This is a genomic window from Leptospira montravelensis (assembly GCF_004770045.1).
Classification (GTDB): domain Bacteria; phylum Spirochaetota; class Leptospiria; order Leptospirales; family Leptospiraceae; genus Leptospira_A; species Leptospira_A montravelensis.
In genome coordinates this window covers 213,269-237,181 of sequence record NZ_RQFO01000011.1, presented here as the reverse complement: position 1 = coordinate 237,181, position 23,913 = coordinate 213,269, and the positions used below count along the sequence as shown (strand labels likewise).

Annotated in this window: 21 protein-coding genes; 13 read left to right on the top strand and 8 right to left on the bottom strand. The window is 40.1% G+C overall.

What is annotated here, in order from left to right; genetic code table 11:
* The first annotated feature begins 191 nt into the window (after positions 1-191).
* The gene (locus EHQ31_RS09145; RefSeq protein ID WP_135568527.1) at positions 192-638 is read left to right on the top strand and encodes a four-helix bundle copper-binding protein; all 447 of its coding nucleotides are present in this window, start codon (positions 192-194) and stop codon (positions 636-638) included.
* 87 nt (positions 639-725) lie between these two features.
* Here the strand turns inward: EHQ31_RS09145 and EHQ31_RS09140 are convergent, their stop codons facing one another.
* Positions 726-1,574, bottom strand: a complete 849-nt coding sequence (locus EHQ31_RS09140) for an esterase/lipase family protein (RefSeq protein WP_135568526.1) — start codon at positions 1,572-1,574, stop codon at positions 726-728.
* A gap of 208 nt (positions 1,575-1,782) precedes the next feature.
* On the opposite strand from EHQ31_RS09140, the gene EHQ31_RS09135 reads away from it, so the two are divergent.
* The 3 genes from EHQ31_RS09135 to EHQ31_RS19070 are packed head-to-tail and all read left to right on the top strand — an operon-like array spanning position 1,783 to position 3,723.
* A complete protein-coding gene (locus tag EHQ31_RS09135; RefSeq protein WP_244247328.1) occupies positions 1,783-2,055 on the top strand; it encodes a hypothetical protein in 273 nt (90 codons plus the stop codon).
* 1 nt (position 2,056) lies between these two features.
* On the top strand, positions 2,057-3,469 hold the full coding sequence (locus tag EHQ31_RS09130; RefSeq protein ID WP_135568524.1) for a UTP--glucose-1-phosphate uridylyltransferase: 1,413 nt from the start codon (positions 2,057-2,059) through the stop codon (positions 3,467-3,469).
* Complete coding sequence (locus EHQ31_RS19070; RefSeq protein ID WP_135568523.1) at positions 3,466-3,723, top strand: LA_0364 family Cys-rich lipoprotein; 258 nt, start codon at positions 3,466-3,468, stop codon at positions 3,721-3,723. The genes EHQ31_RS09130 and EHQ31_RS19070 overlap by 4 nt, the downstream gene beginning before the upstream one ends.
* Before the next feature lie 14 nt (positions 3,724-3,737).
* Here the strand turns inward: EHQ31_RS19070 and EHQ31_RS09120 are convergent, their stop codons facing one another.
* Genes EHQ31_RS09120 through EHQ31_RS09110 form a run of 3 tightly spaced genes read right to left on the bottom strand, consistent with a single transcriptional unit; the run spans position 3,738 to position 7,463 of the window.
* Positions 3,738-6,149: a fibronectin type III domain-containing protein gene (locus EHQ31_RS09120; RefSeq protein WP_135568522.1), complete on the bottom strand. Its 2,412-nt coding sequence runs from the start codon at positions 6,147-6,149 to the stop codon at positions 3,738-3,740.
* A 1-nt stretch (position 6,150) separates the two neighbouring features.
* Positions 6,151-6,792, bottom strand: a complete 642-nt coding sequence (locus EHQ31_RS09115) for an energy transducer TonB (RefSeq protein WP_135568521.1) — start codon at positions 6,790-6,792, stop codon at positions 6,151-6,153.
* A gap of 11 nt (positions 6,793-6,803) precedes the next feature.
* Entirely contained in the window at positions 6,804-7,463 is a 660-nt protein-coding gene (locus tag EHQ31_RS09110) for a MotA/TolQ/ExbB proton channel family protein (protein WP_004788069.1), read from the bottom strand.
* A gap of 106 nt (positions 7,464-7,569) precedes the next feature.
* Between EHQ31_RS09110 and EHQ31_RS09105 the strand changes: the two genes are divergently transcribed.
* The 5 genes from EHQ31_RS09105 to EHQ31_RS09085 all read left to right on the top strand — a co-directional run bounded on the left by EHQ31_RS09105 (position 7,570) and on the right by EHQ31_RS09085 (position 15,036).
* Positions 7,570-9,450: a hypothetical protein gene (locus EHQ31_RS09105; RefSeq protein WP_135568520.1), complete on the top strand. Its 1,881-nt coding sequence runs from the start codon at positions 7,570-7,572 to the stop codon at positions 9,448-9,450.
* Positions 9,451-9,462: 12 nt separating this feature from the next.
* On the top strand, positions 9,463-12,666 hold the full coding sequence (locus tag EHQ31_RS09100) for an efflux RND transporter permease subunit (protein WP_135568519.1): 3,204 nt from the start codon (positions 9,463-9,465) through the stop codon (positions 12,664-12,666).
* Positions 12,667-12,740: 74 nt separating this feature from the next.
* Positions 12,741-13,103, top strand: coding sequence for a PilZ domain-containing protein (locus EHQ31_RS09095; RefSeq protein ID WP_135568518.1), 363 nt, complete (start codon positions 12,741-12,743; stop codon positions 13,101-13,103).
* Between the two features lie 50 nt (positions 13,104-13,153).
* Positions 13,154-14,401 carry a sensor histidine kinase gene (locus EHQ31_RS09090; RefSeq protein WP_135568517.1) on the top strand — a complete coding sequence of 416 codons (1,248 nt, stop codon included), beginning with the start codon at positions 13,154-13,156 and terminating at the stop codon, positions 14,399-14,401.
* Positions 14,398-15,036, top strand: coding sequence for a response regulator transcription factor (locus EHQ31_RS09085; protein WP_135568516.1), 639 nt, complete (start codon positions 14,398-14,400; stop codon positions 15,034-15,036). Before EHQ31_RS09090 ends, EHQ31_RS09085 begins: the two co-directional genes overlap by 4 nt.
* Positions 15,037-15,488: 452 nt before the next feature.
* On the opposite strand, the gene meaB is transcribed toward EHQ31_RS09085, so the two are convergent.
* From meaB to EHQ31_RS09065, 4 genes are all read right to left on the bottom strand, one after another.
* On the bottom strand, positions 15,489-16,601 hold the full coding sequence (meaB, locus tag EHQ31_RS09080) for a methylmalonyl Co-A mutase-associated GTPase MeaB (RefSeq protein ID WP_135568515.1): 1,113 nt from the start codon (positions 16,599-16,601) through the stop codon (positions 15,489-15,491).
* A 97-nt stretch (positions 16,602-16,698) separates the two neighbouring features.
* Positions 16,699-18,837: a methylmalonyl-CoA mutase gene (gene scpA / locus EHQ31_RS09075; RefSeq protein ID WP_135568514.1), complete on the bottom strand. Its 2,139-nt coding sequence runs from the start codon at positions 18,835-18,837 to the stop codon at positions 16,699-16,701.
* A gap of 2 nt (positions 18,838-18,839) precedes the next feature.
* The gene (locus EHQ31_RS09070; RefSeq protein WP_135568513.1) at positions 18,840-20,651 is read right to left on the bottom strand and encodes a methylmalonyl-CoA mutase family protein; all 1,812 of its coding nucleotides are present in this window, start codon (positions 20,649-20,651) and stop codon (positions 18,840-18,842) included.
* A gap of 1 nt (position 20,652) precedes the next feature.
* On the bottom strand, positions 20,653-20,961 hold the full coding sequence (locus EHQ31_RS09065; RefSeq protein WP_135568512.1) for a hypothetical protein: 309 nt from the start codon (positions 20,959-20,961) through the stop codon (positions 20,653-20,655).
* A 65-nt stretch (positions 20,962-21,026) separates the two neighbouring features.
* Between EHQ31_RS09065 and EHQ31_RS09060 the strand changes: the two genes are divergently transcribed.
* The 4 genes from EHQ31_RS09060 (at position 21,027) to EHQ31_RS09045 (ending at position 23,897) form a co-directional block, all read left to right on the top strand.
* Entirely contained in the window at positions 21,027-21,695 is a 669-nt protein-coding gene (locus tag EHQ31_RS09060) for a lysoplasmalogenase (protein WP_135568511.1), read from the top strand.
* Between the two features lie 58 nt (positions 21,696-21,753).
* A complete protein-coding gene (locus EHQ31_RS09055; RefSeq protein ID WP_135568510.1) occupies positions 21,754-22,506 on the top strand; it encodes a ferritin-like domain-containing protein in 753 nt (250 codons plus the stop codon).
* On the top strand, positions 22,506-22,988 hold the full coding sequence (locus EHQ31_RS09050) for a DUF2505 family protein (protein WP_135568509.1): 483 nt from the start codon (positions 22,506-22,508) through the stop codon (positions 22,986-22,988). The genes EHQ31_RS09055 and EHQ31_RS09050 overlap by 1 nt, the downstream gene beginning before the upstream one ends.
* Before the next feature lie 69 nt (positions 22,989-23,057).
* Positions 23,058-23,897, top strand: coding sequence for a DMT family transporter (locus EHQ31_RS09045; protein ID WP_135568560.1), 840 nt, complete (start codon positions 23,058-23,060; stop codon positions 23,895-23,897).
* Positions 23,898-23,913: the final 16 nt, after the last annotated feature.

Sequence of the window (23,913 nt, the reverse complement as noted above, 5' to 3'; positions counted from 1 at the left end):
GGTTCTCCGTTTTAAAACCACAGTTTCTACAAAATTCATTCACAACGCGTCTTATTTCGGACCAGCGCCATTTCCCTATTTATTTCCCCACAAAGACGATACGACTTCTGATTTGAGATCGCCACACCTATTTTTTAGGTGAAGTGATTTTGAATTTATTTGTTTTTAAAACTTAACAGAGGTTATATATTATGAATCGCAAAGAATTATTACAAAAAGCCGGAATGGCAGTTGCCGTTTCAGGGATTTTATCTACACTTTCCGCAGAAGACCATGATCACTCCACTATGGCAGCTTCCACTTCTGGAAAATCCAAATATTCAAAAGCAATGATGGCAGCAATGCATTGCCAACTTGCGGCTGAGGTTTGCCTAAGTCATTGTCTTACCGAACTAGGAAAGGGAGATAAGTCACTAGCGGCTTGCGCCACAAGTACAAGAGAAGTGATTAGTTTATGTGAATCCTTTGTAAAACTCGCAAGCCAATCTTCTACTTATACAAAGAAGTTAGCAAACCTTTGTATTGAAGTTTGTGAGGCTTGTGCTAAAGAATGTGATAAACATGCGAACCACCACGCAGTTTGTAAAGAATGCAGAGACAGCTGCCTTGCTTGCGTAAAGGAATTAAAGAAAGTTTAATAAATCGATTCTACTAAAGAACAGATTTAGAATGAAAAAACTGTCCGCTGTTTGGCGGGCAGTTTTTTTTGTAAAAACTCTAAAAATCTAACGTTTTTTCGTCTTTTTTTTGGCTTTTGGTTTCGCTATCTGTTTTTGATTCTGTGTTGGTTTGGCTTTTTTTGCTGCCGATTTCTTTTTTGCTGTTAATTGTTTTTGGTTCTTTTTGTAAACTGATGGTTCGTATTTTGAAAAATCCACTTCAATCTTTTTAGGGACAGCAAACTCTGGATTTGCTTTTGGTGAAGCAGGAATGTTTATATTGTCTTTGGGTGTACCTAAAAATTCTCTAAGAGTCCGAATGTTTTCGTTTCGACGAACTAAGTTATAATTCCCTGGAATGTCGAACCAAAGATCACGGCCTTGGCCAAATTCTGTACTTTCTTGTGGAGGAAAGGAAAAATCTTCAATCGCAGATAGAGGTTGGAAGAGGGGAAAGAACAATGCATTTTTGTAATTTGTTTTTACCCAATCAGATTCATAACCCCAATAGGATTGTCTTGTGTTCGTAAAACGATCTGAACCATGAAAGGGAGTTCCGAGAGTGATGAGTCGTTTCACCTTTCGTCTGGCTTCATCAGGCAAAATCAAAACGAGGAGTCCTCCCGTATTGTGTGCAATCAAAGTAACTTCGTTAGGTGCCGTTAGGATTTGGCTGGCAAGATGTTTGACAGCCTCTTCCAAGGAAAGGGGGTTTCTGAGAGTGGAAAGAATTCCTACTTTAAAACCCAAATTATCTAAATTGGATTTAAGTCTCGAATAGTAGGAACGCCCAGCCTGAAAACCAGGGACTATCAAAATGTTTTTATCCTTATTGTTTTCCACAAACAAATGGCTGGGGAGATAAAACGATAGAAGCGCCCAAAAACGTTCCAGATATTCTATAAATCGAAACATGAATTAAATAATTCTGCCAGACTCAATTCTTGTCTATGAAAATCAATTCCTACACCAGAAGAATTCCTGAATTGACCGATAACCGTACTCACATAGGATTGCCTTTTAGAATCGTATGCGTTTGAGTTTCTCACTTATTTTATGTTTTGGGTTTTTCTCAAGCTTTCTCTGGGCAAATCCCGGGAATTATGAAGATGCAGCGAAGCTTTTGCCCCAAATTTGGGAAACAAAATACCCCCTTCCTTATGGAAAATTGACTAGAAACGATCCTTTGAAACAGGGGATACGCCAAGTAACCAGAAAAAAGGGTAAGTATTGGATGTACAATTTCGAAGTTTTTATGCCAAAATACGAAAGAAAGGAAACTGTTGCTGTTCCCAAAGTAGAGGGCCGCAGTATTCTCGTATTTTTTTTATGGAATCCAGGGATTTCGGATGAGCCCTACAGGATTGAACTTGGGGAACCACACGAAGGGAAATGATATGGAAAAACAGAAATCGGACCAACTGATCAGAGAAACCATGAAAGCGGCAGGCCTCACAGATGCATTCATTGCCGATTTTATCACGAAGGTGGATGCTGTGAGAAACGGCGAAACCGGAATTGTCAAATGGGAAGAAGTTGGCGATTTAGATCCAAAAACCGATGAAATTTCTTTAGAATCCATACATTCATCCTATCCTACAGATTTAGGTTTACTTTCCAAATTGGTTGTCATCAAACTCAATGGCGGACTTGGAACCAGTATGGGTTTGGACAAGGCCAAGTCCCTGATACCGATTAAGGATTCGATGTCTTTTCTTGCCGTTATGGCAAAACAAATTGAATACATCCGTTCCGAGTATGGGATAGATGTTCCTCTCCTTTTTATGGATTCTTATAATACACAAAAAGACTCACAAAAGGAATTAGAAAAAAACGGATTCAAACAAACTCTTAGAACTAGTTTTTTACAAAACAAAGTTCCAAGGTTAGATGCAGAAACATTTGCGCCCATCCAAAACAAAAATGAAAAAGAAAACTGGTGCCCACCTGGTCATGGTGATATTTATTTTACGATGGTCCAAGAAGGCATTTTGGATGAATTACTTTCTAAAGGTTATGAAATTGCCTTTCTTTCCAATGGGGACAACTTAGGTGCCACTGTTGATCCGCATATTGTTAGTTATCTATTAAAAGAAGACATTCATTTTGCAATGGAAATGACTCCTAAAACTTTAGCAGACAAAAAGGGAGGGGCCATCTACCGCAAAATGGTTGGTGGGAAATTTATAAAATATGAGTTATTAGAAACAGCTCAAGTTCCCAAAGAACATGAAAATGAGTTTAGTGGGCTAGGCAAATTTAGAACTTTTTCAACGAACAATCTCTGGATCAATCTTCGTGCCTTAAAAGAAAGATTTAACCAAGGAAACTTTTCCTTATCACTTATTGTCAATCCCAAACAAGTAGAAGGGAAATCAGTGATCCAATTAGAGACGGCTATGGGAAGTGCTGTGGGAAATTTTTCTAAATTTAAAGGAATCATCATCCCACGAGACAGGTTTGCCCCTGTTAAAAAAACTGAAGATTATTTGATTCGTCGTTCCGATGCCTATGTACTTAATTCTGACTTTTCACTCACGATGACAAAGGAAAGAAAGGCCGCAGGGCTTGGGGAAATTCTTGTCCAACTTGATGAAACCTATTATAAAAAAATACATCAATTCGATCATCTTTTCCAAAAGTATCCGTCTTTAGTGCATTGTGAAGAATTGAAAGTAACAGGTGAAATTTTATTTGATATCCCCATCACGATCAAGGGTAAAGTTCTGTTTCAGAATGTATCGGGTGGATTAAAATCCATTTCTTCATTTGGTAGAAATGAATTTGAAAACGAAACCATCACATTATGAAAATTTATTTTCCACTGCTGGCATTGATTTTTTTTATAAACTGTGGTTCGCCATTTTCGTTTCGTTCGGCTTGTTACGAACGAAATAAATGTTCTACGATAGAAGGTAATTGTTTTTTAAGAAATGACGCATTTTATAAAATCGCGACGAACAGTCCCGATTATAGCGGCCCAGACTTGGCCGCACTTGTAGGAAGTTGTATAGGTTTAGAGAAAACTTGTCGTAAAAACTGCGAAAGCGGAACTATCTTTTAGTTTCGAGTTTTGGTTTACTCTCTAATAAAAGACATTTGGCTTTTTTCTGGAACTAATCCTTTGTCTTCAAATTCACCTGATAAGGAATCGTAGTTAGGTGATAGTTTAATTTTCCATTTGCCTTTTTCTTCTAATAGGTCAGAGTCTACAATGTTTTTGCCACGGAAGATTTCATTTTCATTCCATTTCATGATGATGTTTCCTTCCACATCTTCGGCTTCAATGGTCAAACGAACTGGTTTCACTTTGTTTTTCCCGTCCCAATACATAGCAGTCCAAGGACCAATAAACTTTTGTATGGCGGACTCTCCAAAAGTTTTCACTTTTTTTGTATCGATCACAGTTTCTGAAATCACTGATGTCACAGGTTTTGAAAATAAACTTTCACCGTTTCCGTTGGAAACAGTTTGGATTGCAAAAAAATAAAACTGATTTTTGGTTAGATTTTGTAATTTGAAATTTGTATCTGGAGTTTCTTTGACAAGACTCCATTCAGGATCATTTTTTTTGCGCATATAGATTTTGTAAGACGTTGCTTTGGGAATCGCATTCCAGCTGAATAAAAATTCGCTTGTCTTTCGATTTTCAGAAACATTGAGTTCAGGAGGTTTGATTCCTAAAGACCTGCCGGCCACAAGAGATGGAAACCCAATGTCCGGTTCCGATGGATGACTAAACAAATTTCCCTCAAATTCAGAAGCTACTGCATAAAATGATTCTTTATCAGTGGATTCATTATCTTTGAATTGAAGTTCTGTAGTTTTTGCAATTTCTTTCCATGATCCATTCGATTTACGAAAGATATGATAGGCAAGAGCACTCGGCGAACCTTCCCATTGCAGAATCGTGGTTCCTGCATACAATCCTTTGGAAGCAGTTAGGTTGATAGGCCGTGGTTTTAATACTTCCGAAGGGTCTAAGTGAGCCGAAACATAATAACTCGACTCACCAATCAATTGGTTTCTTTCTGGGACCACTTGGTAGATTTCGCTATCTCCATTGCGACTTGCTTTTAAATCAATGTAGGAAGTTTTTTCTGTTTTGCCTAAAAATCGGTAGATCCTGGCCATTGGATTCCATTTGTAAATGGCATAAGTGGTAGAGATAGGTTGCGGATCCCATTCTAATAAAATTCGATCATTTGTTGGAGCTACCGTTGCCCTAAGGTTAGTTACAGGAAGGATTCCCGCAGGTTTCGGAGGTTCAACCGCATAACCATCGTTTGAATCCAGAGAGGCTTTCGAAAGAAAGTTTTCATCTAAACTAGCCACTCGGTAATTGTAGGCTGTGTTTTTTTGAATTCCAAAGTCTTCAAAGAAAGCTTGTTTGGAAAGCCCTACCAATTGGTATTTGTTATCGATTTTTCGTTTGCGATAGACTTCATAACCTATGGCTCTTTTTTCTCTAGACCAACTTATGCGAATGCGATCGGAAAAATCTCCCCGGGAAGCAAATACTTCTTTTGGAGGATAAAGGTTGTGCTCCCCATATTCTAATGATTCCAAAGCATCATTCAGTTTGTTTGGAGTCAGGAGTTCGTTTTCGGTTTCGGAATCGGCAACATATACAGATTTTGTATATTTAGGGAATGTATCGTATGAAACCCATAGATACCCTTGGTCTCCCCAAGTAGATCCCCAAGAATTCCATACTTTGAATGCTTTCTTTTTATCATTAAAACCTAAAATGACAAGAGACTGGGCTCCTACAATTTCGCCCGTTCCGATTTCAAAAACTGTATCTGGTTTTGGGTCACGAAAATTTTCAAACACCAAATAACTTACAAGCACTGGTTTTTTTTCAATTAATGCAAGTTTGATGGTCGTCAGGTCATGTGGTTCGATTCGATAAATTCTTCGAAGCCTAGCTTTTCTTCCAAACTCAACTATATCAGCTTTCGGTCTTGTGCGGAAACTGGAAGAGGATTCGTTCATTTGTTCTAAAGAGACAGAACCTCGGCTTTCTGCAAGGACCAACGCATCCAAAAGAGATACTGCTTGGTCTTTCCCACTGTTTAATTGGTTGTATATAAAGTTAGGTGAGTAGAGTATTTTTTGTCCATTCGCAGAAGTGGGTGATATGGAAGATAAATTCCGAATCCCTTTTTTTTTGGCTTCCAAATAAGAAATGAGTCCGAAACCCACCGTATAACCTACATTATCTTTGTAAATTCCTTGGTCTGGGGGAGATGGGAATTCATTACTAAGATCCAAACTTCCAGGAAGGTCGGAACTGGTCCCTTGAGCTCGGAACGGGGGGATGGTTTGGTACAGTTCGAATGGATCGGGAACAAGGCCTGGTTTTCTTGCAGAAGTTTTAGATTCAGTTTTCCCGGTAATGGGTTTGGCCTGGAACCCTGCAATGATCACTGAAACCACAATAAAAACGGTTCCAATGGCAATTCTTTGTTTGTTGTTCCTTAACATTTCAGTCCTCTTCTAAATCAAAACTGATGGGAAGTCTATGTGCCATTCGAGTGGGTTTTCCTTTGTCATAACCAGGTGAAAATCGAGCTCTTTGGATGATGCGAATGGCAGCTTCATCAAAACCATAACCGGCTCTACCAGAAACAATTTTGACACCTTGCAAAACTCCATGTTCGTCAACTTGCACCATAACCACCACAGTCTTTTGGCTGATGTTGGCGGCCTTAGCCGCTTCTGGAAAATAAGCTTTTAAATCAAAGTCAATGATGGGAGTGGGAGGACGATCTCCATTAAAGGAAAATAAATACCCGTCTTTATCGGTTCCATTTCCAGAGAGTTGGTTGGGATTTAAGTCTGAGTTATCGGGTTTTTCTTCGGCATCTTTGTTTGATCCTTCCACCCATTCCTGTTTTTCGACAGGAGCAGGACTCGAAGTTCCACCGATGAGTTCGGGAGGAATTTCTTCAAAAGATACATCCATGTCTTCCATCGATGTTTCCTGGAAAGCAGCACTGCTCGGAAGTGTGAGTATAAAATAAATCAGATAACAAAATAAATGCAATCCCACGGAAGCAAAGAGACTGGCCCGAAAGAGTCCGAACCGTCTCAGTTTGTATTGCAGATACAAGGTAAATGATTGCATGAATTGATCTTCTAGTGGTGAATGTTAGGTGTAGAACTAGAGGATTGGTTGTGTTTTCCACTCGTGATAAAACTTGCATGGATTTCCTTAGAAAGAATTTCTAAATGACCAATGATGAGTTTCATTTTACGTGTGAAGTAGTTATTTGCCATCACCACAGGAATTGCCACAGCAAGTCCAGCTGCCGTTGCAAGAAGGGCAGTCGAGATACTACGCATCACCACTTCCGCACCTGAATTTCCTAAAGTTCCTAGGCCATAAAAAGCTTTGATGACCCCGAGAACGGTTCCCAAAAGTCCAATGAAGGGAGTGTTGTTTCCAAGGGTGTTGAGAATCGGAAGTCTTTCTTCCAGACCCAATTTTTCTTTCAAAATTTTCCCTTCCATCAATTCCTCGAGGCCTTTGTGGTTTTCCTTTTCTCGTTCCAATACAAAATGCATGAACCGAGTGTAGGAATTTTCCATAGGATGGGTTTCCAGGAGTTTTTCAGTCCCTTTTAAGTCTCTATGGCGGATAAGAAGAGTGAGCGAATCCAGAAGTGACTCTGATTCTTTGTTAAAATTACGTTTATAAACAATCAACCTTTCAATAAATACAGCAATCGCGAGAATACTCGCAAATAACATAACGAGGAAGATGATTTTTTCCCCAAGGTCTACGAAATCTTGCATTTTTGGAACCTTCTAACGGACAGAATTCTCTACCTTGGACTGTAATCAAAGAGAAAAATTGCAGAAAAAGAACTTAGGTTGATTCCAAGCCGACCTGGGAGAAAGAATGATTCCAAGGATTGGTATGAAGGCAAAAAACATTCTTCCCAGTGTTTTGGGGTTTATTTTCATCATTTTCGGAGTTTCTCTGGTAGTGTTCTATGCTACAAAGTCTTGGGAGACTTTCCTTAATCTTTGTCCCAACAAAGATTTTTTATCTTGGGATGAAAACATCAGACTCAATCAAGTTTTGGATCAGTATGTTGATTTTCGGAATGGGAGTTGGTTTCGCGGGATAATGCCATTTTTGGAAAGCCCCACTTGGCCTCCACTTCGTTCGGTCCTAACTTTTGTTACACTTTACCTACCAATCGATGCTTATGAAACCTATCGAGATTCTTTTTTAGGTTTATTCTTTTTAATTTTAGTGTATCCTGGTTTGGTTTATATCTCTTATCGTATCACAAAATCCTTGTTATGGGCAGGAATTCTCTCGGGACTGATATTTATCCTTACCATCCAAACGGGAGAAGTGCCAGCTTATTCGCTTTCTTCCATGTTAGAAACACAATCCATGTTTTTTCTATTGTTTTCTGTTTATGCAATCTACCGTTTGTACGACGTGGACAACAGAGAATCGGATATTGATTCCAGTACGAAGTGGCTTGTATTCTTTTCTTTGTTTGGTTTCTATTTTACTAAGTATCCGTATGGAATTTTATTTTTTATGGCATGTTTTGCCTATGAATTACTAAGGTCCCCTGCTAAATACAAAGATGCATTTGTATATTTATTAAAACATTATGCGAAAGGTTTAAGGTTGGTGTATTTAGTTTTTGTGGTGCTTATGGTATTTTCTTTACCTATTTTAAGGGTAGTTACAAAAATCAATCTTAACCAAAAAGGATTCAAACAGTTTATGTTTGGAATCACCTTTCTCTTGTTTGTTGATTTATCCATTTATTTTTTCCGTAAACGAGATGAAGTTAAAAAAGTATTTCCAAAAACCGCTGTGGTTCTTTGGATTTATGCGATTTTCCCTGCCTTTTTATGGTTATTTATGAACCCAGACCGGGTCAATGCACTCATTGATGCCCAAATGATTGTGAATGCATACACACGAAGTTTTTTCTTAACACTTTGGACAGAACCAGGACTTGATCCTTCTGTTCCAGGGATATTCGATTTTATATGGGGATTTCGAACCCTAATCATTTTTTCTGTTTTATCTCTTCTTTATTTTTTGTTTCGATCTGGAACCAAATTTCCTTCGAAATTAAAAGATCCTCTTCTTGCGGGGACTTTGATTTTGTTTTTGGAACTTCTCATTTTAGAACTGACTACAGGAAATAAACAACCAAGGCATGTGTTGCAGTTTATCCCTGCCATTGGACTTTTGAGTTTTCTTTGGATTTTACGTTTGTACGAGTTAGCTGAGACAAAAATAGAAAGGTTGGCGTCGGTTTCTGTATTCCTTCTAACTTCACTTTTTGTGTTTTCGAATTCCATGTATTCTCAAGGAATTTTGTCAGGGAAATTTTATGAAACAAAGATGTTTTGTTATCGAGGGATGAATGCGAGTGATTTCCAACCAGCAAGAGAGATCTCCGAACAGATCGTACCTGATAAAAAGTACATCCTCATCAATGCCTTCCATTTTGAAGAAAAGTATAGTTCTCGCGGTCGGGTGCTCGCCTCAGATTTCGATCTTGCCATGAAACTAAAAACATATAAACAAGGGATGGTTCGTAATGATAACAAATATCGTTGGAAGGAATGGACAGATTTTGATTCCGTTCTTTTATTGAGTGATGTTTGCCCGGATAGTTTTGTAGAAGAAAAGTTTGAAAATCGAACGAAAATTTTGAATAGTAAATCAACATTACTGTCTACTTATAGAGAAAGTTCTGGCATTGCCTGCCTTCAAGAATATAAAATTCTCAAATAAAGAAAGGGTATTATGAGTATAGCTTCCTTTTCCATCAAACGTCCCATTTTTATTTCTTCGTTAGTCATCATTATGGTGATTACAGGATTTATTTCCTTAAAACGAATCGGTGTTGATCTTTTCCCCGACATCAATATTCCCTTTGTCGTAGTTTCGACAGTGTATCCAGGAGCTGGACCGGAAGAAATTGAGACTTCCATATCCAAACCATTGGAAGAGGAACTCAGTTCTATTTCCGGCCTCAAACGGATCACTTCAAGAAACCAAGAAGGGATCTCTATGGTGTTTGCGGAATTCAACTTAACCACAGACATTAAATATGCCGAACAACAAGTACGTGATAAAACGGCCCGGGTTAAACCTCTATTCCCCGAATCTTCTAAAGAACCATTAGTCCAGAGGTTTGATCCTTCCGACCAACCAATCATGAGGATTTCTCTTTTTGCTGATTTACCGGAAGGGGAACTCTATGATTTGGCAAAAGAAAAAATTAAAACCAAACTAGAGCAGGTGAATAACGTTGGTGCAGTGAAAATCATCGGCGGTTCTCGCAGGGAAATTCACATTGAACTAGATCGTAACAAAATCAATTCCTACCAAGTCCCAGCCATTGCCATTGGGAACCAAATCAAAAACTCAGGTGTCAATATCCCAGCAGGTAAAGTGGAAGGTGGAGATAAAGAAACTTCCTTTCGAACAGTTGCTAAGTATGAATCCTTATCTCAAATTGAAAACACAGTTGTATCCTTTGGGGGAGAATTTGGGAGAGGGATTTTAGTCAAAGACCTTGGGCAAGTTAAGGACACTCTTCAGGACCGCCAAACATTGGGTATGTTATATGCTCCCATCAAAACGGAAGAACATGAAGAACCCTCAATCATTGGAAAGTTATTATTCAAATACGAACCACCTAAAAAAGAAAGAATTCAAAAAACAGCTCTCTTCTTGGATGTGTACAAACAGTCAGGTGCCAACACTGTGGAAGTGGCCGATGGGATCCTTGGAAAAATTGATACTATCAACGCACAGATCAAAGACCTAAAAGGCGCCCCAAAAGTCATCCTCATTCGGGATGGATCCAAATGGATTCGCGCCAATATTGAAGATGTAACGATTGCCATCATCCTTGGGATCTTACTAGCCGTCATCGTAGTTTATCTTTTTCTTGGAAACGTTCGTTCCACCTTAATTACAGGGATGGCACTCCCCAACTCTATGTTAGGTGCCTTTATCATTATGTATGCTATGGGATTTACCATGAACGTAATGACTTTACTTGCTCTTTCCCTTGCCGTGGGACTTCTTGTGGATGATGCCATTGTAGTTCGGGAAAATATTTTCCGTAAACTAGAAGAAGGGGAATCGGTGATTGTTGCTGCAAGGAAAGGAACAGAAGAGGTTACTCTTGCGGTAATCGGAACTTCCTTAACTGTAATTGCTGTATTCCTTCCCATTGGATTTTTATCCGGGATTGTGGGGCAGTTTTTCAAACAATTTGGCCTCACTGTAGTTTTTGCGATGATCATTTCGTTATTTGATGGATTGACCGTCGCTCCAATGTTATCTGCTTATTTTGCAGGGAAAACCGATATCCATAAAAAGAAGAATATAGTCCTTCGTAACTTTGATAAGTTTCAGGATTTTCTGGACAGAATGTACGGAATCATTATGAAATTTGCCCTAAAAAAACCTTGGGCAGTGATTTTGTTAACCTTTCTTACACTAATTACTAGTATTTTTTCCCTCGCATTTGTGAAAAAGACCTTCTTACCAGCCAACGACCAAGGTGAGTTTATGGTCAATGTGGAAATGGCACCAGGAACTTCCTTACAAGGGACAGCGGAAGTGGTAAAAGAAATTCAGAATGCCATTATTAAAACGGTACCGGAGTTGGAACTTTTGGCAACGGTTGTAGGGAATAGTGATGGAGAATCAAACATCGCCACTATTGGCGTGGCTCTCCTTCCTTCCGAATACCGCAAACGCACCACAGTTGATGTCAAAGACCAAATTCGTGAATATCTAAAACAATACCCGCAAGCAAGACCTAAAGTAAACGACTATTCGGCGATAGGTGGTGGAGTTCAATATCCCTTTAACTTAAATCTAAAAGGTGAAAACTTAAAAGACCTAGAGGCATATTCATTTAAAGTCATGGAAGAATTACGAAAAATTCCTGACCTTACTGATGTGGACACAACTTACAGAACCGGAAAACCGGAATTCCAAGTTGTGCCAAACCGAGCAAAAATGCAAACCGTTGGGGTTGTGGCCGGGGTCATGGGAGCCGAACTTCGTTACCATATCGAAGGTGGAGAAGTCGCTAAGTATTTAGAAAATGGAATCGAATATGATGTAAGACTTAGGCTGAAAGAAGACCAACGAAACTTACGAAAGTCATTCTATGAAACTCGAGTGCCGAACATTCAAAACAAACTCATTCCTCTGAATGCCATCGCCGATGGAAAAGAAAGTAGTTCACCTGCGCGGATCATTCGAGAAGACAGGTCTCGGGTAGTTCCTATCAATGCAAACTTGGCACCAGGTGGGGCCATTGCTTCTGCATCGGAGGCAGCAACCAAAATTCTAAAAGAAAAACTTCCACCGCCACCTGGAATCACATATTCGTTTGTGGGACAATCGGAAGACTTTAAGGAACTATTACAAAACATAGTCCTCGCTTTTGGAATGGCAATCATCTTCATCTATTTGGTGTTAGCTTCACTTTATGAATCTTTTATCACACCGATTACGATTTTATTTGCGATCCCACCTGCGATTTCGGGAGCCTTCTTTGCACTAGCACTTACTGGTGAGATGTTGAATTTATTTAGTATGATTGGACTTATCCTACTTATGGGACTTGTGGCCAAAAACTCCATCCTTCTTGTAGACCATGCAATGCTTGCCATGAAAGAACATGGAATGACAAGAGATGAAGCCATCTTTGATGCCGGATCCAAACGTCTCCGTCCTATCTTAATGACTTCCCTTGCGATGATTGCAGGAACTTTGCCTATTGCACTTGGAATTGGTGAGGCTTCTAAATCAAGAACCGCTATGGGGATTGCGATCATTGGGGGTCTTGTCCTTTCCACACTCATCACTCTGATTGTGGTCCCGGCTGTGTTTGGGTACATTGACCGCATCCGCGAAAAAATTGAGGGAGCTTTCCGCCCTGATTATGAAATTCGTCCAGAGGATTTAGAGGACTAAACCTTTCTCCTAGGAAATACTTTGGCATAAATTTAAACTTGCCCAAACTTTGAATTCGGTGTTCTCTTGCTTACATGTCCAGCGAACGCCGAATCTACAAACGAATCTCCGAAAAAGTCCATCTCACTTACCGTGTGATCCAATCGGGGGCCGGCTCGGCCCAATTTTTACCTAAAGATAAAGGGGAAGGTGATTCCCAAGACATTTCTGAAGGTGGGTTATTATTCCGTACAAAAGAACCAATGCCACTTGGAACTCGTTTGGAATTAGAATTAAGATTCCCTGATGTTAAGTACGTTTTGTACCCTAAGGCAAAGGTGGTCCGATTGGAAGAATTTGGGGAAGGGGCTTTTTATGAAGTGGGACTTGAATTCAGTCAGATGTTCGATGATGACCAAAAACTTCTATTAGATCATATCGGTCGATTGGCCATTTAATCTGAATTAGGTTTCCACCCGATAAACGGTTTTAATCTCAGGTAACACCTATGTTGCAAAAGTTTTTGGCTCTTTTCCGAGGGATTCCTTTGGAACCGATTTCTCTTCTTGCAGTTTATTCTGAGATTATTAGCAAACTATATTTCCTAGGATTTGCATATTGTTTGGCTTATATCCAAAGTGTGTATTTAGAATGGAATGCGGAAGACCAAACAAATTGTATTTTATCTGCCATCCAACTCGTACTTAGTTTCATTTTGGTTTTGACCTCCTTTTTTTATAGAGGTTTTTTTAGTTTTGCTCCCATAGTGGTTCGTTTAACTTTTTTTCTTTTGGTATTGGTCGAAATTGAAACTGGATTTCACGATCCTTCGATTCCCTATTTTGATCCCAGAAATTGGCTTACCATTACTGCCTTACTTGCAACATCTTCCTTCTTTTATCCAGGTCTTGTATGGCAGTATATCTTCGAATGGTCCATCGTACTTCTGCTTTACATCCTTAGGGTTTACTATGCCAACGAAACAACCATCCCAATGGAAACTTGGAGAGAGATGTCCACCATATTCCCATTGTTTCTAGTTGCATTTTTCTTAAACCATTGGTGGTTTCGCACTCGGTACATAGCTGCTTACCGGGGAATGTTACTCGAAGAGAAACGTCGAACTTTTTTCCAAGACATTCATGATAGTTTGGGTTCAAGGCTTACTGATTTAGTTTTGCTTACACAAAAAATGGAAAAGTCACAAGGAGAAGTTACCGAAACTCATCTACACAAACTAAAACAGCTTTCCGAGTCAGCTCTACAATCTTTACGTACTCAAGTACAGGAAGAAAACCAAAGGGAATTGTTCCAAGAGTCCTTGTTAGACGGAATCAAATTATCGATCAAAAAAAGATACAAACTGGCGGGGCGAAATGTAAATTTAGAGTGGGTCGGTCACGGCGAAGAACCTATTATTAAAATAGAAGATCCAGAGATGGCCCACCATATCCTTCAAATTTTTAAAGAAATTACAACCAATGATTTACGGTATGGGAATGGGATTTCCACTTGGAGGATCGAACGAAATTTGGACCATTTAGAATTTCAATTTACTACTGAGTCACAAAGTTTGGAGAATTCAGAAAAATGGACGAAAACTAAAAACCAAGATGGAGAAGTAGTAGGTGTTCTTTTCGGCATTGGTGAACAAGGATTACACCATAGAATTAAATCTTTGAATGGAAATATTAAAATCACCGAATCTCCTTACCAAATCGAAATGAAACTTCCTTTCAGTTTATTTTATTTATGAATCCTATTTATATTGGTATCATCGAAGATAATTTAGATTTTCTCCTCTCGTTATGCGGAGTTTTGGAACAATATCCAAATTTTCACTTATCTACTTGGAATTCTGCAGAAGAATTTTGGGCCAATGGACAATCCAAGGTATGGGACCTGTTAATATTGGATATTGGACTTCCTGGCATGAGTGGAATTGATGTACTCAAAACCTACCATGCCGTTGAGGCAAGAAAGAGCCTTGTGATTTCTGCCTTACAAACCGATGATGCCATTTTTTCTGCTCTTAGGAATGGGGCCTCTGGTTATATTTGGAAATCCGAACTGGATTCTTTACCAGAGACCATTCAAACAATTCTTGAAGGGGGAAGTGTAATTTCTCCTTCCATAGCCGCAAAAGTGTTGTTAAGTTTTCGTAAACCCCAAACAAACCAAGATTTGGGAGTGGGTGTAGAAGTCCTCACTCCGAGGGAAAGGCAAATTTTAGAACTCATTGTGGAAGGAGACAACCCAAACCAAATTGCCTCATTATTTGGAACCACAGTTGGAACCGTCCGCCAACAGATCAAAGCTATCTATAAAAAACTTCAAGTGAACACTCGGGTACAAATGGTGAAAAAAGCCAGGCAATTTGGAATTTTCTAAAAGCATTTTTTTGACTTTCTAAATACTAATTTGCAATTCTGACTTTTATACCATCTGGTAAATGGACAAACCCTAGGAATTACGATATCATCCGAAGATCAACTTACCTAAATACTTACAATTGCAAGCTGAGACTATGGATTGGATCTCTATTTTTTGGGTCAAACTAAGGTTTGTGCTTTGGTTTGGTGTGTACATCGCACTCGTATTTCTAATGAATTGGATTTTGTAAACTCAACTAAAACCCGCTATTTTGGATTAGTTGCCATCATAGCCTTTTAATTTTTATACCATTTGGTACATAGACAATCCCTAAATGTTCCGGTAAAATGAAACCTTATATGCCAGTCTTTCCTATTCATTGATTGGTACTAGCGAACGATTTCCATTTGACAATCTATTTGCCCCCTTGCAAACGCCATCGTGTGTGACCGCCACGGTGGTTTTTTTTGTCATTCCATCAATCGTTTGATTTCTTTTAGAAGTGTGGATTGTCCCAACATCAATTTTTTTTCCGATTCCAAAATGGATTCTTTTTTACCTGGTTGCATAAAGAACTTTTCTAAAACCGCTTCTCTCAGAGTTTCTTCAAACCACATCCGGGTTTGGTTTTCGCGATTTTTCGCATAATATCCGTTTGTTTTTGTGGTAGAAATATAATCTAAAATCAGTTTCCAGATTTCATCAATTCCTTTTCCGCCAATCCCACTGCAAGTGGTGGCTCTAGGTGTCCATTTGGATTCTGGCATTGGGAAAAGGTGGAGGGCTGATTCGTACTCCACACGAGCACGCATCGCAAAAGGTTCATTGGCTCCGTCCGCTTTATTAATAGCAATCAGGTCTGCCATTTCCATAATTCCTCGTTTGATTCCTTGGAGTTCGTCTCCGGCACCGGCTAACATGAGTAATAAAAAGAAATCCACCATGGAGTGGACTTGGGTTTCGGATTGTCCGACACCTACAGTTTCTATGATGATGGTATCGAATCCGGCAGCTTCACAAAGATACATGGATTCACGAGTTTTTCTAGCAACTCCTCCCAGAGAACCACTACTAGGTGAAGGGCGGATGAAGGCATTTTCTGATTTGGAAAGAATCTCCATCCTTGTTTTGTCACCGAGTATGGAACCTTTGGTTCTTTGGCTACTCGGGTCAATGGCAAGGACGGCCAATTTATGATTTTGTTCTAGAAGGTAACTTCCAAAACTTTCGATAAAGGTAGATTTACCAACCCCGGGAACACCAGTGATCCCAATCCGAATGGAATTTCCCACTTTTGGCATCACAAGTTCTAGGACGGCTTGGGCTTTGTCATTATGGACTTCTAAATTACTTTCCACAAGTGTGATGGCTTTGGAGAGGTGGGTGCGGTTTCCCGAAAGAATCCCTTCGGCAAGTTCGACTACAGAAATTTCTTTGCGGCTTAATGTTTTTCTTTGGTCACGGATGTAAGGAGAAATGGCTGGGGCATCGGCCACACCTGGATTGACAGAAAGTGCCGATTTGGGATTCGTTTTACCAGAATCCTGATTCTTTTTGCCAATGTCCTCGTTTGGTGTTTCCATATTGATTTTTTATAAAAGATCCTAATAAACACCGATCCACTGATAAATTTCAGCAAATCGGTGTTTGGTGGGATAAGACCCTTGTCTAATTTAGAACTTAGGCAGCTCTTCTTTCACCAAGAAGGATGTTCAGAATTTGTTTGGCAGCTTCTGAAATCACAGTTCCCGGTCCAAAAATGGCCGTAGCACCTGATTTGTAGAGGAAGTCGTAGTCTTGGGCAGGAATCACTCCTCCCACAACCACGAGCACATCTTCTGCTCCCAGTTTTTTTAACTCTTCAATCACTTGTGGTACGAGAGTTTTGTGACCGGCAGCAAGGGAAGATACTCCCAAAATATGGCAGTCATTCTCTACTACTTGTTTGGCGACTTCGGCTGGTGTTTGGAAAAGTGGCCCGATATCAACGTCAAAGCCCATATCCGCAAAACTAGTGGAGATTACTTTGGCACCACGGTCGTGTCCGTCTTGTCCCATTTTGGCAACCATGATCCGTGGACGGCGACCTTCTAATTTGGCAAATTCATCTGCAAGGTCTCTTGCTTCTAAATACCCTTTGTCTTCGGAAATTTCAGAGGAATACACTCCAGAGATAGAACGAATCACAGCTTTGTACCTCCCAAATACTTTTTCCATTGCATAAGAAATTTCACCAAGAGAAGCACGTTTTCGTGCAGCATCCACTGCGAGTTCAAGAAGGTTCCCTTCACCGGTTTCAGCACATTTGGTAATGGCGTTTAACGCAGCTTCTACGGCAGAACTATCCCTATCTTTTTTCATTTGTTCCAATCGTTTGATTTGGGCAATCCGAACGGCAGTATTATCAATGTCTAAAATATCAAGAGGGGCTTCCTTATCCAAACGGAACCGGTTGACCCCAACAATCACATCCTTTCCAGAATCGATACGGGCTTGTTTTCTTGCCGATGCTTCTTCGATTCGCATCTTAGGAATTCCTGTTTCGATTGCCTCTGCCATACCACCTAACTTTTGTACTTCGGTGATGAGGGCCCAGGCTTTGTGGACTAAATCGTTTGTGAGTTTTTCTACATAAAAAGAACCACCCCAAGGGTCGATGACTCGGTGGATGTTAGTTTCTTCTTGGAGATAAATTTGTGTATTTCTTGCAATCCTTGCTGAGAAGTCAGTAGGAAGGGCAATGGCTTCATCCAGTGCATTTGTATGTAGAGATTGTGTGTGACCAAGAGCTGCTGCCATCGCTTCGATACAAGTCCTTCCTACGTTGTTGAAAGGGTCTTGTTCCGTGAGTGACCAACCAGAGGTTTGGCAATGTGTTCGTAGAGCCAAAGACTTAGTCGATTTGGGTTGGAACTGGTTGACTATTTTTGCCCAAAGAAGCCTTCCCGCACGCATCTTCGCGATCTCCATAAAATGGTTCATCCCGATGGCCCAGAAAAAAGATAGGCGAGGGGCAAACTCATCCACAGAAAGTCCTGAAGCAATTCCTGTTTTGATGTATTCCCATCCATCGGCAAGTGTATAAGCAAGTTCTAAGTCTGCCGTAGCACCCGCTTCTTGCATATGGTATCCCGAAATGGAAATGGAATTAAACTTAGGCATGTACTTGGAAGTATAACCAAAGATATCAGCAATGATTTTCATGGAATGTTTCGGTGGGTAAATGTAAGTGTTACGCACCATAAACTCTTTCAAAATATCATTTTGGATGGTTCCAGAAAGTTTGTCTTTAGAGACACCTTGTTCTTCTGCCGCCACTATGTAGAAGGCAAGGACCGGGATGACTGCACCATTCATAGTCATGGAAACAGACATTTGGTCCAGAGGGATTTGGTCGAAGAGGATTTTCATATCCAGAACCGAATCGATGGCCACACCGGCCTTTCCCACATCTCCCACCACACGTTCATGGTCAGAGTCGTAACCACGGTGAGTGGCAAGGTCAAAGGCAACAGAAAGACCTTTTTGTCCGGCAGCTAAATTTCTACGATAAAAGGCATTGGATTCTTCCGCTGTGGAAAACCCAGCATATTGGCGGACGGTCCAAGGTTTATTCACATACATTGTGGAATAAGGGCCACGTAGGTAAGGAGGAATCCCTGCCGCATAGTTTAGATGTTCCATTCCTTCCAAATCCGTTTTCGCATAACGAGATTGGATGGAGATTCCTTCTGCTGTTTGCCAAAGGGAAATGGACTTGGGATCCGGTTTTCCTTCGCTAAAAGAAAGGGGAGTATTTGCAAAATTTGGTTTGTTCATGTTTATTTCCCGATCCATTTGGTTTGGGCTTTTTCCATAAATTCCACGATGTTTCGTTTCATATGGATGAAGTCGTCGATTCCGAGCGATTCTGCTTGGGTGATGAGATCTTTTGGGTATCCTGCCAGGAGTTTCCAAGAGTTGGGAAGTAGGGATTTCATTTCCGAGGCAAATTCAGGAAGGTATGCCGCATACTCTTCGTCAGACGAACAAAGGACAACGATTTCGCATCCCTGTTCTTTGGCCTTTGTTACCCCATCTTTCACAGAAGAAAATCCTAAGTTGTCTATGATTTCATATCCAAGGCAACCAAGGAAATTGGAACTAAAACCAGCGCGAGCTTTTCTCATGGTCAGATCCCCAATGGTGAGTAAAAAAACTTTTGGAAGTTTTTTCCCTTCCGCCACATGATTATCTGTGAGATTTCTCCACTTGTCAAATTCATAGGAAAGACGAACCGGTAGAAGTCGTAAATAGGTACTTTGTTTTTGGGTAGAGATTTGTCCTTTCGTTTCTTCTAGAGAACTTTTTAGTTCTGGGTGTCTTTCGGAAGCGAGAGGGTATTGGTTTGTTCCCAGTAAAATTTCTTTTTTGTTGGCCAGGGCATTTCTTTTTTTCTCTGCACGGACACTAATTTCTTTTTGGATGGATCCATTTTTCAGTGCCTCTCCAAACCCACCATCTTTCTCCAATTCCTGAAATTTAGCCCAAGCAGTTTCCGCTAATTTTTTTGTGAGCACTTCTAGATAATAAGATCCGGCAGCTGGGTCTTCTACTTTGTCTAGGAAGGATTCGTAACGGAGGAGGAGTTGGGAATTTCTTGCGATTCGTTTGCCTAACTCTTGTTGTGCGGAGTATTCGGAATCAAATGGTAATACGGTAACAAAGTCAGCCCCGCCCATTACAGCAGACATGGCAGAGGTGGTTCCTCTTAACATATTTACATGTGGGTCGTAAGCCGTGAATTGAAAATTGGAAGTTCTTGCGACAATCAGGGCAGGAAGTGTTTCCCCAAGACCTGGTTTGTATGCATTTAAGATTTCAGTCCAAAGGATACGAAATGCACGAAATTTTGCAATTTCTGTGAAATAGTCAGAACCAATTCCCATCCAAAACCAAAGGTTGGAACTTGCCTCTTCGATGGAAACACCGGCATCAAGATGGCGGTTTAAATAATCCACTCCCCAAGAAAGAGAATAAGCCAGTTCTTGTCCAATAGAGGCGCCAGCATCACGAAGGTAATAACTATGAATGCCCACTCCCGCAAATCCTTTGGTTCCTGCAAGTGAAGAGAGGGTTTTGCCTATTGTATTTTCATCGGTTCCTAATTCTCCGTTTTTTAAAGCAGATCCATAAGGGTCAAAATCACTGAGTACAGTGTTATGCGAAGAAATAAGTTTCTTTAATGAGTCCGAGAAAGTTGGTGTTTTATCACCCAAAGCAACCACTAGGGGAAGGTTTCCTGTAAGGCCAGCCAATCTTTCAAGGTCAGCAGAGGAGTTAATTTTTAGTGTCGGCGATTTCTCGTTTTGTGTTTCAGCAACTAGAACTACAGCATCAGCCCCATTTTTGGAAAGGTTGGTGAGTTCAGATTCAGCACTAACAATTTCTGTGACATGCCAGCCTGGATTTCGTTTATAAACTCGGGGAAGTTTGGAAAGGTCTTCTTTGCGGTAGAAAGGTTCAATTTTGAAACCTTCTTCGGTTTCCCAAGTGACTTTATCCCAAGGACTGCCTTTTAAATCTTTTAGGATTTGGTTTTTCCAATCCTCAGTGGATACTTCAGGAAAGTCTGAAAATAAAAATTCGTTCAATTTATTCCTCTACGATTTGGTAATCTTCCATATACCCTGGAAAGTCGCCTAACCCACGTGTGAAGGTGAATTTTGCCGGATAAACAACTAGTCGTCTGCCTGATTGTAAAAACGTACCTGACATTAATGTAAAAGGGGAAGCTACAATAAAAGCAGCAGTTCCTAATACGGTTCCTGCAAGTCCCATCGGGCGCGCTAAAATCAAATCAATCAACATTTCGCCACCAGAGGGCACTTCTCTTGCGGATAAAGTTTGGGTCCATAAGAGACAAATTAAGAAAAGGATGGACAAGGGTCGTGTTTGTTTCATAGGCTGATCACTCGGGCTTTCATCTGATGAAATCTCGAGAATGATATCCCTGTAAAGTAAGAAATATGGCTAAAGAAATTGTTTTGTTTGTTCTCTATTCTATTGTGCATCTTTTTGCGATCGCAACGATCACAAGAGAAGATGTTTTTTATCTCCCGTCCAAAATCATCCCCATACTGATTCTCATTGTGGCCCTTTTTCGCTACTTCCCCAGTTTGGAAAAACGAGGCAAATTGATTGCGATAGGGCTTGTGTTTTCTCTTTTTGGCGATAGTTTTTTGGCCTTACCCCAACAAGGATATTTTGTTTTTGGTCTTGGATCCTTTCTCATTGCACAATTGATTTATTCTTACGCTTTTACCTTGGATTCAAAGATCAAACCCATCCTTGCCATTCCCTTTTTACTTTTTGGTTGCTCCTTTTTTCTAATACTTGTACCAAAGTTAGGATCCCTACTTGTTCCCGTTGGTGTTTATATTTCTGCCATTTGCCTAATGGGTTGGCGTGCTGCTGCTAGAAACTCCAACTCCAAAGCATTTTATTTGGGTTTAATTGGGGCACTGGTTTTTATCCTTTCGGATTCGATCATTGCCTATTCTATGTTTCTAAAACCAGAAATGGACAGATTCACTGCTTCAATGGGAATTATGGTAACCTATTATATAGCGCAGTTGCTAATCTATTCTGCTACAAAGGTAGAAGAGATTGATATTCAAACTGTGAAAAATACTTGATTCACTTGCAACTCGCGAGTATCGTACTTATGGTTTTTAAAAACCAGGGAATGGGATTATGAAATCACTAAAAAAAACATCCTTTATTGAGGCAGTTGCGGCTGCGATTGAACATGAGGTTCAATGTTTCAATTTTTATCTAAAACTTTCCGAAAGTTTGCCAGAAGGTCAAATCAGAGAATTATTCAGCCAACTTGCGTTAGATGGTGATGAGCACATTAAATTCATCAAAGAAATCTATAAAAGTGCAGAAGGGAAAGAACTTCCTAACTTAAAACAACTTTCTGAAATTGAAAAATTTCATTCTTCCACCATCCAAAAGGTAATGGAAAGACTCGATCGAAATAAAAATGAAGAAGTGAAAGCAGACGAAAGAAAAGCGATAGAACTTGCCATCAGAGAAGGGGAAGACGCTCGTAATTTTTATGCTACCATTCGTAACAAATTTCAAGATCCAAAAATCAATTTGTTATTCCAAAAGTTGGCCAATTTCAATGAATCCAACAATTCATTGTTAGAAGCCCAAGCTATGGCGATGGAACAGTCAACTCCTGCGGACCAAGTTTTTTATTGGGAAGATGAGGAGCTTTTGGAACAAGTCAATCGTACTGCAAAAGCTGCTTCTAAACCAAAAGTTTCGAAACCGACATCAAAACCACAATCGGCAAAAACAAAAACCTCTGCTAAAAAAACTTCTAAACCTGCTGCAAAACCTGCTAACAAGAAGTCGGCGAAAAAGGCAGTGAAAAAATCCGTAAAGAAAGCTGGTAAAAAAGCAAAACCTGCGAAAAAGAAAGGTAAGAAAAAATAGTGAAATACCAAGTAACTCATACATTTCCCGTTTCCCTTGAAAAACTTTTGCACGCAAGGGAGGAAAGATACAAACATCTAGATCAGTTTCCTGATTTAAAAAATGTAACTTTGTTAGAAGAAACCAAAGAAGGGAATATCATTCGCCAAAAACGAAAAGTGAGTTTGGAAGGATCCATGCCTGCCGTTCTATCGGCGGCTTTAAATGACCTTTCGCTTTTGGAAGAATCAACTTTTGATATTACTACCAACACTCATGAATTTAAAATCTCTCCTCCAGGGAAAGACAATGTATTTGTGATCAAAGGAAAAAGTAAATACGAAGAGGATGGGGCAGAATCCAAACGTTCTTACGATGTGGATGTAGTTTCTAGTCTTCTATTTGTCTCGCCCATTGTCGAAAAGGCCATTGAAGAAATTCACAAACATAGTTTAGAAAAAGACAGAAAATCCATCGCCAAATTTTTGGGGGTTGAATCCTAAGTAGAAGTGAAGTCTTCTTCTCCTAGTTTTTTACGATCTGTTTTAGAACTCAATTTGACGATCCTCATTATGGGGAACGTCACTTTGTTTGCCAAACTCCTTCCCTTTCCAGCTGTCACAATTATCTCTGGTCGCGCACTGTTTTCCGTTCTAATCCTTGGTTTGTTTTTTTGGCTTCGTGGAAAGTCAGTCTCCTATCGCAGTTTTAAAGACTTTTTGTTTGTTTTTGGGATTGGGATTTTATTTGCTCTGCATTGGGTTACGTATTTTCACTCCATCCAGGTTTCCACTGTGGCTGTGGGGATGTTGTCACTTTTCACCTATCCTGTGTTTTCTGCCATCTTAGAACCAATGTTTGGTGGAAAACGCCCTGACCCCTTTGCCTTCTTTCTCGCCTGTTTTTCTTTTTTTGGACTCTTTCTTATTGTGCCAGATCTTTCTTGGGACAACCAAATGTTCCAAGGAGTTGTTTGGGGAGTAATTTCTGCAGTTCTTTATGCCATACGCAATTTGCTTACCAAAGAAATGCATGTACATTATCCGAGTGCACAAATTCTTTTTACCCAACTCATTGCCACAAGCCTTGTCCTCCTTCCCTTTGCCGATGGGTTATTTGTGATGCTCGCAGAACCCAAATACCTCGTATTCCAAGTGGTTCTTGCGGGAGTCTTTACGTCCCTTGCACATACCATTTGGATTCGCAGTTTATCCAATTTGTCAGTGACAACGGCAGGGACTTTGTCAACGCTAAGTCCCATTTACGGGAGTTTGGCGGCATGGTATTTTTTGGGAGAAGTTCCTCCCGAAAGGCTTTGGTTAGGTGGTGGAGTGATTTTGTTTTGTGCGGTTTTGGAAGTGTTTCGTAAACAAGCGGAAGGTGGGAAAGGAGGAGAAGAGGAGAAGGTTTAAGAATTCTCCTCTATCC

Excerpts from the sequence above, each read along its gene's own strand:
- EHQ31_RS09065 (WP_135568512.1), bottom strand. The coding sequence starts at position 20,961 with ATGAAACAAACACGACCCTTGTCCATCCTTTTCTTAATTTGTCTCTTA.
- scpA (WP_135568514.1), bottom strand. The coding sequence starts at position 18,837 with ATGAACAAACCAAATTTTGCAAATACTCCCCTTTCTTTTAGCGAAGGA.
- EHQ31_RS09090 (WP_135568517.1), top strand. The coding sequence starts at position 13,154 with ATGTTGCAAAAGTTTTTGGCTCTTTTCCGAGGGATTCCTTTGGAACCG.
- EHQ31_RS09120 (WP_135568522.1), bottom strand. The coding sequence starts at position 6,149 with ATGTTAAGGAACAACAAACAAAGAATTGCCATTGGAACCGTTTTTATT.
- EHQ31_RS09055 (WP_135568510.1), top strand. The coding sequence starts at position 21,754 with ATGAAATCACTAAAAAAAACATCCTTTATTGAGGCAGTTGCGGCTGCG.
- EHQ31_RS09100 (WP_135568519.1), top strand. The coding sequence starts at position 9,463 with ATGAGTATAGCTTCCTTTTCCATCAAACGTCCCATTTTTATTTCTTCG.
- EHQ31_RS09095 (WP_135568518.1), top strand. The coding sequence starts at position 12,741 with ATGTCCAGCGAACGCCGAATCTACAAACGAATCTCCGAAAAAGTCCAT.
- EHQ31_RS09060 (WP_135568511.1), top strand. The coding sequence starts at position 21,027 with ATGGCTAAAGAAATTGTTTTGTTTGTTCTCTATTCTATTGTGCATCTT.
- EHQ31_RS09140 (WP_135568526.1), bottom strand. The coding sequence starts at position 1,574 with ATGTTTCGATTTATAGAATATCTGGAACGTTTTTGGGCGCTTCTATCG.
- EHQ31_RS09110 (WP_004788069.1), bottom strand. The coding sequence starts at position 7,463 with ATGCAAGATTTCGTAGACCTTGGGGAAAAAATCATCTTCCTCGTTATG.
- EHQ31_RS09105 (WP_135568520.1), top strand. The coding sequence starts at position 7,570 with ATGATTCCAAGGATTGGTATGAAGGCAAAAAACATTCTTCCCAGTGTT.
- EHQ31_RS09085 (WP_135568516.1), top strand. The coding sequence starts at position 14,398 with ATGAATCCTATTTATATTGGTATCATCGAAGATAATTTAGATTTTCTC.
- EHQ31_RS09045 (WP_135568560.1), top strand. The coding sequence starts at position 23,058 with ATGGGGAACGTCACTTTGTTTGCCAAACTCCTTCCCTTTCCAGCTGTC.
- EHQ31_RS09115 (WP_135568521.1), bottom strand. The coding sequence starts at position 6,792 with ATGCAATCATTTACCTTGTATCTGCAATACAAACTGAGACGGTTCGGA.
- EHQ31_RS09145 (WP_135568527.1), top strand. The coding sequence starts at position 192 with ATGAATCGCAAAGAATTATTACAAAAAGCCGGAATGGCAGTTGCCGTT.
- EHQ31_RS09130 (WP_135568524.1), top strand. The coding sequence starts at position 2,057 with ATGGAAAAACAGAAATCGGACCAACTGATCAGAGAAACCATGAAAGCG.
- meaB (WP_135568515.1), bottom strand. The coding sequence starts at position 16,601 with ATGGAAACACCAAACGAGGACATTGGCAAAAAGAATCAGGATTCTGGT.
- EHQ31_RS19070 (WP_135568523.1), top strand. The coding sequence starts at position 3,466 with ATGAAAATTTATTTTCCACTGCTGGCATTGATTTTTTTTATAAACTGT.